Here is a 14,874-nt window from a genome sequence, read left to right on the forward strand (position 1 = left end):
TTTAGTGTCTTAAGCCGGGTTTGGCTTAAGCTGGTGTGACTAATTTTCGAGCTTAGCCTTCGAGCTTAGCCAGTTCGGCTTTCTGCTCGCCTAGCTTGTCCATATCGCGTTGGAACTCGGCCAGCTTGGCGCGCTCCTTCTCGATAACCGCTTCCGGCGCCTTGGCCACGAAGCCCTGGTTATTGAGCTTGCCTTCGATACGCTTGGCTTCACCAACCAGTTTCTCAAGCTGCTTGTCGATACGGGCCATCTCGGCGGCCACATCGATAAGGCCAGCCATAGGGATCAACAGCTCCATCTCGCCAACCAACTGAGTGGTCGACATAGGCGCGGTTTCACCGTCGGCCAGAATCGTCATCGATTCCAGCTTGGCCAGGGTGGCGAAGAAGGTCTGGTTAGCTTCGACGCGTGCCTTGTCTTGTGCGCTGACGCTGCGCAGCAGGGCATTGAGCGGCTTGCTTGGGGCGATATTCAGCTCGGCGCGGATGTTACGCACGGCAACGATCACCTGCTTAACCCACTCGAGATCCGCCATGGCGGCTTCATCTACCTTGCTTGCCTGATATACAGGGAACTCGGCCAGCATCAGGGTGTCACCCTCGACGCCTGCCAGCGGCTTAACGCGCTGCCAGATGGTCTCTGTCAGGTATGGCATCATAGGATGCAGCAGACGTTGCATGGCTTCCAGTACCGTCACTAGGGTGTGACGGGTACCGCGCTGCTCGGCCTCGGTGCCGTTTTGCAGTACCGGCTTGGTCAGCTCCAGATACCAGTCACAGAACTGGTTCCAGGTGAACTCGTATAGCGTGTTGGCCGCTAGGTCGAAACGGTAGTTTTCCATGTGCTCGTCAAACGCCTTAACCGTCTGGTTAAACAGGCCGACGATCCAGCGATCCGCCAGCGACAGCTGCATCTCGCCGTCAGCTTTTCCGTTTGGAGATTGCGGGCCACAATCTTGCTCTTCGGTGTTCATCAACACATAGCGCGACGCGTTCCAGATCTTGTTACAGAAGCTGCGGTAACCGTCTAGACGCTTCATGTCCCAGTTGATGTCACGGCCGGTAGAGGCCATGGCTGCCAGGGTGAAACGCAGGGCGTCGGTGCCGTGGGCCTCGATGCCATCGGCAAACTCTTTGCGGGTGCTCTTCTCGATCTTAGCGGCCAGCTGTGGCTGCATCATGTTGCCGGTGCGCTTCTCAACTAAGGCTTCGAGATCGATACCGTCGATCATATCCAGCGGATCCAGTACGTTACCCTTAGACTTGGACATCTTGTTGCCCTGCTCGTCACGGATAAGACCTGTCACATAGACAGTCTTGAACGGCACCTGCGGCTTGCCGTCTTCATCCTTGATGAAGTGCATGGTCATCATGATCATGCGCGCCACCCAGAAGAAGATGATGTCGAAACCTGTCACCAACACATCGGTTGGGTGGAAGGTCTTGAGCGCCTCGGTATCGTCTGGCCAGCCTAGGGTTGAGAAGGTCCACAGCGCAGAGCTGAACCAGGTATCCAGTACGTCTGGGTCTTGGCGCAGCACGACAGAATCATCCAGGTTGTGCTTGGCGCGTACTTCGGCTTCGTCGCGGCCCACATATACCTTACCGGCTTCGTCGTACCATGCCGGGATACGGTGACCCCACCACAGCTGACGCGAGATACACCAGTCTTGAATGTCACGCATCCAAGAGAAGTACATGTTCTCATACTGCTGCGGCACAAACTTGATGTCGCCGTTCTCAACCGCTTCGATGGCGGTCTTGGCCATAGGGGCCACGGCAACATACCACTGGTCAGTCAGTAGCGGCTCGATCACCACGCCAGAGCGGTCGCCATAAGGCACCTTGAGGGCGTGTGGGTCAATCTTGCCAAGCAGGCCGAGTGACTCGAACTCGTCGACGATAGCGGTACGGGCCTTGAAACGGTCCATGCCGGCAAAGCGCTCTGGCAGGTTACCATCTAGCTCGTCGTTGGCGGTGCCGTCTGAGTTAACCACCTCTGCCTGGCTGCGGATCGCCGCATCTATGGTCAGAATGTTGAACATAGGCAGGTTATGACGCTTACCCACCTCATAGTCGTTGAAGTCGTGGGCCGGGGTGATCTTCACACAGCCGGTACCGAACTCCATGTCCACATAGTCGTCGGCGACGATAGGGATACGACGGTTAACGATAGGCAGCAGGATGAACTTGCCGATCAGCGACTGGTAGCGCTCGTCGTCTGGGTGCACCGCAACCGCGCTGTCGCCCAGCATGGTTTCTGGACGCGTGGTAGCCACTTCTAGGTAGTCTTTACCGTCGGCGGTCAGTGCGCCGTCGGCGAGCGGGTAGCGGAAGTGCCACATGCTGCCCTGCTTCTCTTTGTTTTCGACTTCGAGGTCTGAGATAGCTGTGTGTAGCTTAGGATCCCAGTTGACCAGGCGCTTACCACGGTAGATGAGGTCGTCGTTGTACAGGCGCACAAACACCTCTTGTACCGCGGCCGACATGCCTTCATCCATGGTGAAACGCTCGCGATCCCAATCGACCGAGGCGCCCAGGCGGCGCAGCTGCTTGGTGATGGTGCCACCAGACTGGTTTTTCCAGTCCCAGATACGGTCGATAAAGGTCTCACGGCCCAGGTCGTGACGGCTCTTGCCCTCTTCGGCCTCTACCTTGCGCTCCACCAACATCTGGGTGGCGATACCCGCGTGGTCGGTACCTACCTGCCACAGGGTGTTCTTGCCCTTCATGCGTTGGTAACGGATCAGGGTATCCATGATGGTGTCTTGGAAGGCATGACCCATGTGCAGGCTACCGGTCACGTTTGGCGGCGGGATCATGATGCAGTAATTGCCGTTCGACTCATCGCCGTGGGGCTTAAAGTATCCTTTCTCTTCCCAGTTCTGGTACAGAGCCTGTTCGATTGACTGTGGGTTGTATGTCTTTTCCATAGGAGCGTGTGCTTCTCAAACTAATTAATTTGGTTGTTGGGTCGTCAGGGGGATCCCTAACTCGCGATACTGGCGATAACGATCGCGCGCGGTCGCTTTCATGGCAGCATCGTTGGCAACGAAGTCGATAATCTGGCCAAAGTTTACCGCAAATTGCGGCGCTTGGTCTGCAAGATTAATCAGAAGGTGACGATTTTTATTTGGGCCCAGTTTATCGAAGCCTATCTCCACCGGCGCGCCACCCGTCGGCCCTTCGCCCTTGAGGTTATGGGGCACAAATGCGCTGGGTTCAAATTGCCATAAAATTTCGTCAACTTCATAGGCCTGCTGCTGGTCATTGCAGTGGATATACACCAGCTGTTGACCACGATACGCCTGCTTGGCGAGTCGGCAGGCGAAAAGATAGACACTCTCTTGCTCCGCCTTGGCAACATTGGTTGCGGCAGAACTGGCTTGTGGCATCAAGTAAAACAAGGCGTTAGGCATTATTTGGCTCTATGTCGCTCGTGTCTGGCTAGGCGTTGACGAAAGAGAGGATTTTACACTAAAAGTGAGTTGTTAAACCAGAGGGGGAGGGGATTTGTCGAATAACAAATTGGGGAATATTTTTGTTGCTTGCAGCGTTTGGCTGCATTGGCATTTATTGGGTTTGTTTGAAGGTCTAACCTTCATGGCAACCTATCACCTGCGGTGGGCTCATGTGTAGGCAACTCTTTTGGCGCGGTTAGAGAATGAGTTACTTCATTTTGTTGGTTAAGCATCTACCCGATTCAGGTACTTGGATGGGCGGTTTTGAACCATAGCCTTATGGTTTATCAATCGCCTGTCCGGCGGGGAATGTGCATGCACTCTTTTGGCACGCTGTGGATATGTCCCTATACGCTCCACGGCGGCATCCATGCCGCCGAGGGCCAAAAGCGCGCATACACCTGGTTATCTGTCTCTTCGATTTGCCCGCGTTTGGTAAGCAATAGGTATTTGAGTTGGAATAGAGTCAAGCTTGCTGAAGACCAATGCTACATAGTTTTGAATTGCTTGGCGGCTGGTGCAGTGCATGGATGCACCAAATTTTTGGACATTTTCGTGTTAGAACTTTAGCTCTATACGTTAGTTAATGTTAATATTCATATATGCTAACGCCGCGCTCTGCGGCAAATTTGGAGCGCAGCGTAAAATTTGTCCGGCAGCAGCGCTTTGTTATGCATTAGTCACCTTTACGGGCTACCCATTGCGTATGCTCCCGAGAAAATGCAGTTTCACTATTTAAAACATATTCTGACAATTGTTTTTCATCGTGAACGGCATCTGACTCACCTTTAATTAAAACGATCTCATGTGCAGTGAGCGCATATGCAGAATTTAACTCATTGTGTTTTTTAGCTTGAAGCCAAGTAAGAGCTGCGCCTGCAGCTGTCGCTATAACTTCCACAGGAAGAGCTAATGTTGGATCTTTTATGCGATACAGCAGCATAGCAATTGCCGCAGCATGTAAAAATACAGATACCCAAAACCACTGTTTCGCCCGTCGCTTATTAAAGTTTGCCTTATGCCAATACCATTCAATTTGATTTTGGACTCGTTGATCAACGTAAACAGATAAACGTTCTTCTACCGAACAAGAACGAACTTGTTTCATTGTTTTTGATATTGGATCTTCTGCAGCACTAGTTGATTGAAGATATTGTGAAAGGCTTTTGTTCTGATCAAGTATCGCTTTAAGATCATTAATAAATTGCTTTGAAATAATTTCAACATTCTCACAATCTTCATATGGCTCAGCTCTCATCATCCAGCGCCAACTTCTGGTTTTGACTGACTCAGAAACTGCCCTACCGTTATACCAAGTATCATCAGGGCGTTGTACTCGGATAAAAATAAGAATTCCCAAAGTAACCAAGAATAAGCCAGCAGAGAGAAGTGCCCCAACTATGTCGCTTGGCCTTGCATATGATACAAACGCAGCACAGACTAATAGTATTAAGTACCACCGGAGCCCTCTAAAATAGCTTTCTTGAGCATTCAGCGAAGCTTGATTTGCAGATTGATACAAACCCGGAAGATCCTCAGAAGTAATTTCTAATTTACTCACTACTTGTAGAGCTCCCATATTCCATTAACAACTGATTTTTTGTTCCATCCAACCAACTTTGATGCTGAGTCGACAACAATACCTGATGCGCGTTGCTGTCCCCATGGGTTAACCGCCAATATTGGCTTACTGTAACCCGATGAACCATCAATTTCTTTTTGAATCCACTTGCTGTAGTTGGCATACATTCCAGTTGGGATCACTATCACGTGACTCATGGCAATTTGTTTTAAAATTGCTTCTTTGAGTTGCTTATCGTTATCAGCGTCATGGATAGGGTTATCTTTGGGTACGGAATAATTCCTAAAAACGAGAGATGCTTGTCCGACACTCCAATTCTCATTAAATATCCAATCCGCAAGAGTTTGATAATGTCCTGAATGCTTCCAAGCATGGCTTATAAAAACGTGAATTTGTTTTGTGCTCATTCGCATCTCCTTTGTTTAATCTTTGATTGCATAACAACTTATTAGTGAGAGCTTGCAAGGCACGCTACCTTGTAAGGTAGGAGACCAAGCATGTAAATAAACGGGGTCAGAGTTTACTTTTATGGGAGGTGATCGGCGCATGGTGGTTGGCTTCTTCATTCCCTGAAAGGCGTAGTCGATGTTTGATTCGAATTGGCCTAGCTCTGTCCTTGATTGGTTACACATCAAGCTATTGGTCAGGTAGTAATCAACATCTTCGGTCACATTTTTGTTCGTTTTTTTCTTAAAAATAATAACTTGTCTCAATGCCACCCAATGAAGCTAAATCGAAGGGACGTTAGATACTGAGTGTAAGCACACTTTTGGCTCTCGGCGGCATGGACGCCGCCGTGAAGCCTCCAGGGACGGAACCTCGGCGTGCCAAAAGAGTGCTTGCACATCCCCCGCCGGGCAGGCGTTAGGTTACAGTGAAGGTGCGACCTTCAAATCCCCAGCAAATACAAATTTGGCCAAATGTTTCTCACCAATGGGCACCCCATGACGCTAAATCGAAGAGACGTTGGATACCGGGTGTAGATACGCCGGTGAGCTTCCGAAACAGGGATGTTTCGGCAGAGCCTAAAGGGATTTATTCACGGCGTCTCACAGGTGTATCTGCACAACCCCCGCCGGGCAGGCGATAGATTGCCATGAAGGTACGACCTTCAATTTCATCTAGCAAACGGCCACAACGCTATGTACTAACCTTCAGTTTTTCTGACATTAACCACAATGTCCTCCATCCCCGCCGGGCAGGCTAAATCCTTATTTAATGACTCTTTTTGCTACTTGCTTCCCTACTTGGTTACGCCAAGGTGGTCATAGGTCACCTTGCCGTTCATGATGGTGAACAGGACCTTCGTTTTGTCGATTTCGTGCGGATCGATATCGAACAGATTTTGATCCAGCACGACCATGTCGGCCATCTTGCCAACCTCCAGAGATCCTATCTTGTCGTTCATGCCTCTGCCCGTAGCCGCGCCCAGAGTCTGCGCGTAGATCGCCATCTCTAAGGGAACTCGTGCATCATCACCGCCAAGGGGCGGAATATCGTCGCGTCCCGGCAACTGACGGGTGACCGCTGTGCGGATGGAAAGAAGAGGGCGATATTCGGAAAGATATCCGGATGCAGGCCAGTCTGAACCTAAGGATATGTTTCCACCTGCTTCTCTTATTTGCTTCATCGGAAACATGGTCTGAACACGATCTGCGCCAAAACGTTCAGTGGTAATACTCTGAAGCAGCGGATCTAAACTCATCCAAAAACCTGTGGTGTCGTAGGTCATACTAAGCGGGCCGAAGCGTGGAATGTCGTCTGGATGCACTAACACGGCATGTGAGACTGTGTGGTGGCGTTCTCTTGCCGGGTTGGCCTTAATTGCACCTTCGACCGCGTCGAGCAGCTTGCGTACGGCAAGATCGCCAAAGCAATGGCAGGTGATATTGAGCCCCTTGGCATCGGCCTCCTGTACCACCTTGTTGAGGATGTCGTAGGGGATAATAGGTTCGGCCTTGACGTCCGGCTTGTCGGCGTAAGGGGCTGTTAGGAGCGCGCTCCATTTCTCATCGCCGCCGTCGAGGTTGATCTTGAGCGTATCGACTTTAACCAGCTCTGAATTGTACTTCTGTTTTAGCTCGAGCAGTGGGGGGATAGGATCGCTCTTGGGATCGTTCCAGTAAAAGGAGCCTTGTAAGCGAATAGGAAGCGCCCCTTCTTTCTCGCGCTGCTGTAACCAGTCGAAGGCTTCCTCGTTGCTTACGCCTTGCACGCCATAGTCAAAAACCGTGGTGATGCCTGCGGCCGAGAACCTTGGCAGCCACTCATTAACACCTTCCAGGACTGTGTCTGCGTCGAATGTTCTGAGCTTGGAGAGTACCTGCAACTGCGCGGGGACTTCGATGATGAAGCCCGTTGGATCACCATTCGAATCCCTATCGAAGGAGGAATAGCCGGGAACCGTGTCGGGCGTATCCTTGTCTACGCCAGCAATCTCGAGTGCCTTGGAATTCACAAAGGCACTGTGGCCGTCGACTGTCCAAAGATAGATAGGACGCTTGGAATCTATCTTGTCGAACATAGCCTTGGTTGGCAAACCATCTGCGAACGTGCTTAGGCGCACCCCATATCCCTCAATAACCTTGAGATCCGGATTGGCCTTCACATGCTGGCGGAGTTTTTCAAACACCTCATCCTTGTTGTCGGTTTGCAGGTCGACCCCCTGGGCGACAATTCCACCGGCAACCACGTGAAAATGCCCTTCGACGAAGCCGGGGACCACCATCTTACCCTCCAGGTCCACGACTTCGGTTGTGATACCGATATGATTCTTGAGGCCTGCCGCATCGCCGACATAGGTGATCTTGTTGTCCTCGACCACAATCGCCGAGGCCCAGGGTTGGTCTGGGTTCACCGTGTAGATCTTGCCATTAATCAACGCCCAGTCCGAATGCGGGTAGTTTCGGTTCGATATACCCGAATCGTATGCCAATCCGTTTTCTGGTGCGGGGGGCGTCTGAGCGACTGCGCCGCCGACGTATACCAGCACAGAAGTCATTAATAGAATAAGCGAGCGGATAGGATTCATAGTGCAATTCTCCAGCGTGTCGTTATGCCAAGCGCCCGGGAATGAATAGGGAAGGCGCGATGCGGTCTATATATAATAGGTTATTTTCATTTTAGCGTTGGAAATCATCACTTAACTGTGGCTACTCAATCTCTGTTTCGTGCAAAACCTGCTTGCTAGGAGGCGGCAGAGTAGGACAAGCCCCTCTGCGTAAAAGATGGTTGGATCTGCATTAGTGTGTTATTGGATTGCGACTTACTGACTGGTAACTAACCCATTAGTGATATAAGTCGGTTAGTGTTTCATGTCCATATTCACACTAATGCCGTCAAATCGAAGAGACGTTAGATACCGAGTGTCGATACCCAGTGTAGATAGGCTGGTTAGCCTGTGAATCAGGGCCGCTCTTTGACATTTGACCCATAGGGATAGGAGAAATGTAGGCGTGATGTAGGGAAGATCACAGACTCCAGCGATCACGATATCGATATCGATACCTCCCTATAGTGCACCGGCAGGCAGGCGATAGTGTACGGCCGAGGTTTAAGTTGGGTCCTCGGCCGTGAAAGTAAGAAGTTTCAATGATGTTCCTTAGCGCTATTTCTGGTGTTTCAGTGCATCGAACACTGTCTTACCATCCATCATGGTAAACAACACCTTAGCATCGTGAATCGAGTGTGGCTCAATGTCGAACAAGTTTTTATCAAGCACTATGAGGTCTGCATATTTGCCGACCTCCAGAGAACCAATTTTGTCGTTCAGGCCCATGCCATAGGCAGACCCCAGTGTCTGGGCATAAATCGCCAATTCAAGTGGCAGTCTTGCCTCTTCTCCACCTAGTGGCGGCACATCATCGCGACCCGGTAACTGGCGGGTGACCGCTGTGCGTATAGCATATAGGGGGCGATATTCGGAAATATAGCCCGCAGCAGGCCAGTCTGCGCCGAGTGAAATATTGCCACCCGTTTCGGCGATTTTTCGCATCGGAAACATGGCTTGTACTCGTTTTGAGCCAACGCGATCTGTAGTGATTGACTGTAACAGGGGATCAAAGCTCATCCAGGCGCCTGTAGAGTCATATGTCACGCCCAGTTTGCCAAAGCGTGGAATATCTGCCTCATCGACGAGAACGGCATGGCTGGCCACATGGTGGCGCTCCCGATTTGGGTTTACCTTGATTGCCCCCTCAATCGCATCGAGCAATTTGCGCACGGCGAGGTCGCCAAAACAGTGGCAAGTAACATTAATGCCCAATTTATCGGCCCTAATGACCACTTGGTTTAACACTTCGTATGGGATAATCGGCTCTACTACTATTTCAGGTTTGTCTTCCCAAGGTTTAGTGAAGAGGGCGTTCCATTTTTCGTCACCACCATCCATGTTAATCTTGAGTGCCTTGACGCTAACATGATCCGTATTGAACTGTTTGCTTAGCTTCTGCACGATTGGAATAGGATCGATCTTAGGATCGTTCCAGAAATAGGAACCCTGCACGCGTATTGGCAGCTTACCTTCGCCAGCGAGGTCGCTTAGCAGCTGGAAGCCTTCTTCGGTTGTTAAACCCAGTACTCCGTAATCGAATACGCTAGTAATTCCAGCCGCAGAAAAGCGTGGGAGCCACTCTTCAACGCCACTTCGACTGTAATCGATGTTGAAATCGACCAGTGCTGAAAGCACTTTCAACTGTGCCGGAAATTCAAACGCCCAACCGGAAGGATTGCCGTCATCATCTCGGACAAAATAAGAATAACCGGGGGCAGGCTCTGGCGTCGTTTTGTCGACCTTTGCCAATTCTAATGCCTTAGAATTTACCCAGGCCGCATGGACATCGATTGCCCAGAAATACATTGGCCGGTCAGATTCGATCTCATCAAGCATGGCAGCCGTGGGGAGCTCTTTACCAAAGGTACTGTAGCGCACGCCATAGCCTACAATAACGTCAAGATCTGGATTGTCTTTAACATACTTACGGATACGGTCAAAAATCTCCTGTTTGTCGTCGGACTGTAGATCTAGCCCCCTGGCCATCATTGCCCCGGCAACCGTGTGAAAGTGGCCTTCGACAAAACCGGGAAGTACCATCTTACCCTTAAGGTCTAGCACTTCTGTGGTCGTTCCGAGCCGATCTTTGAGCCCTTCTGCGTTACCAACATAAGTAATTTTGTTACCTTGAACGGCTATCGCGTCGGCCCATGGCTGTGCCTTGTTAACCGTGTAAACCTTAGCATTAATAAGTGCGTAATCTGCTTGGCCATTAAGCTTTGTGGCATTTTCTGCCAGTGCTAACCCTGGCAATAGTAAGATGAGTGTGATGAGAAGTCGTGGCGTTAAAATCATGCGTGTCGTGCTCCCTTGTGCAGTAACCTTAGAGAGGGGAAATCTTCTGCGTCTAAACCTTGATATGGTGTGCCCCCTATTAAGTGGAATAAGAGGGCACTGGCGAAGTATAGGAAGCGATTGAAACTATGACAAAGTTTCACAAGCCAGTGGCAGTTGACGATAACAAATGACGTCTACCCATTAGATAGCTAACTCCAGGCAGGCGTTAATTTACAGTGAAGCAGCGACCTTCAAATCTCCTGCAAATACAGATGTGGCGAAATGCTCCTTATCAATCGACAACAATGAAGCCAAATCGAAGAGGTGTTGGATACCGAGTGTAAGCACACTTTTGGCTCTCGGCGGCAGGGCCAAAAATTTTATCTATATTTTTGACATTCCCTACAACCATGGAGATCAGTACCGCCGTGCCAGCAGTGTGTTTGGTTTCTTTTATCGATAACTAATGAAGCAAAATCGAAGAGACGTTAGATACCGAGTGTAGATACGCCGGTGAGCTTCGAAAGCTGGGCCGAAAATGTTCCCGACATTCTTCGGCATTCCCTCCATCCATGGGGTCAGATGATTTCGCAGAGCCTAAAGGGACTTATTCAAGGCGCGTCACAGGAGTATCTGCACATCCCCCGGCGGGCAGGCGATAAGTCACAAATGAAGGTGCGACCTTCAAATCTCCCGCCAATATCAATGCAGCCAAATGCTGCTTCCCAATCGACAACAATGAAGCCAAATCGAAGAGACGTTGGATACCGAGTGTAGATACGCCGGTGAGCTTCGAAAGCGGGGCCGAAAATGTTCCCTACATTTTTCGGCATTCCCTCCATCCATGGAGGTCAGATGCCATCGACGAGCCTACAGGGAAGACTCTCGATATAAAGAGTTGGCGTGTAGCAGATGTATCTGCACATAAGCGAGCCGCAGGCTATAAATTGCAGCGAAGGTGCGACCTTCAAACTCACTTAATTAACGGCTGCGAAGCTATGCGCCCGCATTCAATTATTCGGACACTAATTACAGCGTGTCTCCATATTCCCCCGCCGGGCAGGCGTTAGGTAACAATGAAGGTACGACCTTCAAATCCACTTAGCCAACGACCGCGACGTTAACTGCCAACACTCAGTTTTTCGCACATTAATTACAATGTGCCTCCCTTCCCGAATAGGCAATTCACCAGAAGCTAACCTCCCGCCGACGCCAACTGCTACTTGGCCAAAGCAGCGCCGCTAGGTGCAAATCCCCTGCCGTGTGTTGCAGCAAAAAAATCCCCCAAGGTGAGGGGGATTTGAGTGCCATTCAATCTAGGCAAAGGGAGCGCCTCTAACCTGATGAGCGTCTTGCCATCGAGCTAAAGGCCAAGGTTAACCATTAATGGAATTTTCTGCGGATAGCCAATGGGAGGAGCAGCAAGACCAGGTATCCCAAGCTACCGCCACCTGAACTCTCTTCTTTGATATCGACAGAGAGGTTTGCGCTAGTGCTCAGTCCCATGGTGTCGGTAGCCGTGACCACTACGCTTGATTTACCCGTGACCTTGCTGCTACCGCTAAGTTGGCCTTGTGCACTCAGACTGATACCCGATGGTAGGCCAACGGCTGAGAAGCTAAGGGCATGACCATCTGCATCGGTAAATGCGCTGGCTAAATCGCGAGTGACTGCTTCGCCAGCTTTGAGTGACACCGCACCAAGGCCAGAAGCTGCTGGGGCTGAATTCACCTGGACGGTAGCAGACACAGAGGCTTTGGCACCTAAGGTGTCTGTAACTGTGGCGAGTACCTGATGTTCACCTGCTTGGGTGAGTTGCCCGTAAGCCATGCCGAGGGCATTCACCTCAAGCGCCGAGCCTTCATCCTTTGTAAAGCTGAAGTCTTGGCCCTCTGAATCGCTTACCGCATCGGCGAGGTTAAAGGTGATGTTCTCTCCTGGATTGATCCAATAGGTGTCTATGGCTTCAACGACTGGTGCCCTGTTAGCCAAGAAAGGCAAGCTTATGCTGAGTGTCATGTCATTACTGTCGGTCACCAGGATATCGAGTTCACCCGAGTCATGGCTTGTCGTGTCATAGGTGAGCACGCCCGACTCAGTTAGCTCGGCATCAGAAGGCAGGTTGGCAGAACTAAAGATGAGTTGATCATCATTGTCGGCGTCAAATACAAACTCGCTGATATTACGTTCGACTTTCTCACCTTCATTCGCTAGTAGGGGCAAGAGCGCAGAGGTCAAAACGGGGCTGGTCGCGAGATCGGCACGCATTAGTATGTTGGTGGAGTAATTAATGTTCGCGTTAAAGATCAGGTTTTGTTTTACCGAGTCGCCATAGGCTATCTTGCTGGTATTTAAGCCTGACACACCTAAATCCTCAGCCATGATGCTCTCTAGCTTTTTCCAGGCGCCGCTCTGTCTGTCGATAGCATAGCTGTTCAGACTATTATAATTGGCGTTTACGACGTAATCTTCAGATATGAAGGTTAAGTCATTGGAATAAAGCCCTGAAACAAAAGAGGTCGACATAAATGACAGGCTGAGATCGTCATTGATCTTATAACTCGATACTGCGGAGTCGTTTATAAAATAGATGTTCTTGCCATTTGTGATGCTTACTGCGTCATTGGGGACCGAACCCGAAAGATCTATGCCATCTCCAAGATCGACGTCCTTGTTAGCAACATCGACATCGACGAAATAGAATTTAGCGTTTTCTCTGTCCCAGACATAGGGTTTTCCGTCGACGAAGCCTAAGCTCCTATAGTAGTAATAAGTGTTAAAGAGGGCTGAGTCTAAGGTGTCGATAAAAGTTGGATTATTGTCCGCATCCAGGCTAAAGAATGCATAGCCGCCATCTTGTGACAGAAATGCCGCGACTCCGCTGCTCGGGTCAAACTGGGCAGAATTGTTGTTACTTTGGTAGTAAAATGGATTTCCCGATACGGTCAGTGGTTTCACCTCTGTCGAAATGACCCCTTTATCATCGACCTTAAGGGCCATAAAGCGGTCATTTTGCGAACTCGGTGTAAAGTTAAAATATCTCCCCGCGAGGAGTATGTTATTCCCTTTAACGACGACCCTATCTATGAACGGCGATGCATTAATATCGAAACCCAATTGTTCCCATGTCGTAGAATAGAGTGGGGTTTGAGCGCTTGCGTCGGCGAGCATTGAATAGATGCCTTGTCTATCAATAGCAACAATGATATCGAGTGACTCGATAAAGGCGATTTGGGTTCTTGAATTACCAAATATTGGCATATTTTGTTGACCATCGGCGAGGGTATCTTTTTTGACAAAGTCATAAGCCGTGGAGCTGTTGGCAAAGAGTTCGGCCTTTTCATTCATCATTCTCCAGCCGAGTCCATCTGCGATTGCCAGTTGATTCAAATAGACACTGGTGGTGACTGTGTCTTCCAGTGAAAAAGAAGGTGAAGTACCGTCATTAAAGCGATAAATTTTGGCAAGATTATTACTTTGCTGAACAAATAACTTGCCGTCAATTAACCTGACTGACTTACTGCTTACATAGGTATTGAAAGTATTGTAGGTAGAATCACTGTAGCTGGTCGTTAACGTGTTATTGGTTTCATCTAAGTGGTAGACGTTAATATTACCACTCTCAATGATAAATATATTCTTGGTATTAGGATCGAATTGGATGTAATCAATATTTTGGTAGGTGCCGCTCAGTGGGAGTCGGGCAATTTCGGTTGCCGATCCATTTATTGAGTCGATTTTGAGTGCAATTAATGCCGAGGTCGAGTCATAGGGACTGCCTTGGCCAAAAATGAGCAAAGTCTGGTTGGCTTCATCATATTCAACTCCTTCCACTCTTGAGGGGAGTTTATCGCTTTTGACCAGTATTAAAGGGCTAAGCTCGCCAGTAACTTTATCTCTCTTCGCAATAGATAGATTTCTTTGATAACTACTCCACATAAAGAGATAGTTTCCATCGTCAGAGATCTGGCTCTGGGTGCCATAATCGATAGACTGAGTCCCTATGCTGGTATAGGTAAACTTGGTTTCCCACTCTTTATTTTCAGAATCTAAGGTCATCACCTCGATCTGATAGATATTGTCTTTGCTTTTCTTTAAATACATGAACTTAGCATCAGGACTCAAAGAGATATTGTCGCGGTTGCTATAGTAGTCCTCTTCACCGATGCTTTGCTTACCCATATAGCTTATGGTGTTGTCATCCTTTGCAAAAAAAGTATGCAAGTAATGATCGTCTATGCCTACTGCTAGCTTATTCGATGCATAGAATTGATAAATGTCATGAATATGACCTTCATTAACTATGCCTGTATTTTCAACGGCCAATGCATGCTGCATATTTTCGGTGATAGCCGCCGTTTGAGCTTCGCTATAGACAACGCCGTAAGATTGAAATGAAGACAGTAGGCCGAGAGCAGCCAACCAACAGAGAGGTTTAGTGGTGATCATATGGGGCAACATCCATTTAAAGTAAAAATTCCTAAAGCACACCCAAAGTCAGTG

General features: G+C 49.4%; 7 protein-coding genes. All 7 read right to left on the bottom strand.

Going from position 1 to position 14,874, the window contains the following annotated elements; translation table 11 throughout:
- Window positions 1-52: 52 nt before the first annotated feature.
- Window positions 53-2,932, bottom strand: coding sequence for a valine--tRNA ligase (locus tag K0I63_RS04755; protein ID WP_220082716.1), 2,880 nt, complete (start codon window positions 2,930-2,932; stop codon window positions 53-55).
- Window positions 2,933-2,956: 24 nt separating this feature from the next.
- Window positions 2,957-3,418, bottom strand: a complete 462-nt coding sequence (locus K0I63_RS04760; protein ID WP_220082717.1) for a DNA polymerase III subunit chi — start codon at window positions 3,416-3,418, stop codon at window positions 2,957-2,959.
- A gap of 718 nt (window positions 3,419-4,136) precedes the next feature.
- A complete protein-coding gene (locus tag K0I63_RS04765) occupies window positions 4,137-5,021 on the bottom strand; it encodes a DUF4231 domain-containing protein (protein WP_220082718.1) in 885 nt (294 codons plus the stop codon).
- On the bottom strand, window positions 5,021-5,449 hold the full coding sequence (locus K0I63_RS04770) for a TIR domain-containing protein (RefSeq protein WP_220082719.1): 429 nt from the start codon (window positions 5,447-5,449) through the stop codon (window positions 5,021-5,023). The genes K0I63_RS04765 and K0I63_RS04770 overlap by 1 nt, the downstream gene beginning before the upstream one ends.
- Window positions 5,450-6,285: 836 nt before the next feature.
- A complete protein-coding gene (locus K0I63_RS04775; RefSeq protein WP_220082720.1) occupies window positions 6,286-8,073 on the bottom strand; it encodes an amidohydrolase in 1,788 nt (595 codons plus the stop codon).
- 576 nt (window positions 8,074-8,649) lie between these two features.
- Window positions 8,650-10,389, bottom strand: coding sequence for an amidohydrolase (locus K0I63_RS04780; RefSeq protein ID WP_220082721.1), 1,740 nt, complete (start codon window positions 10,387-10,389; stop codon window positions 8,650-8,652).
- 1,365 nt (window positions 10,390-11,754) lie between these two features.
- A complete protein-coding gene (locus K0I63_RS04785; protein ID WP_220082722.1) occupies window positions 11,755-14,820 on the bottom strand; it encodes a putative Ig domain-containing protein in 3,066 nt (1,021 codons plus the stop codon).
- Between the last annotated feature and the right edge of the window lie 54 nt (window positions 14,821-14,874).

The organism is Shewanella rhizosphaerae, assembly GCF_019457655.1.
In the GTDB taxonomy this organism is placed as follows: Bacteria; Pseudomonadota; Gammaproteobacteria; order Enterobacterales; family Shewanellaceae; genus Shewanella; species Shewanella loihica.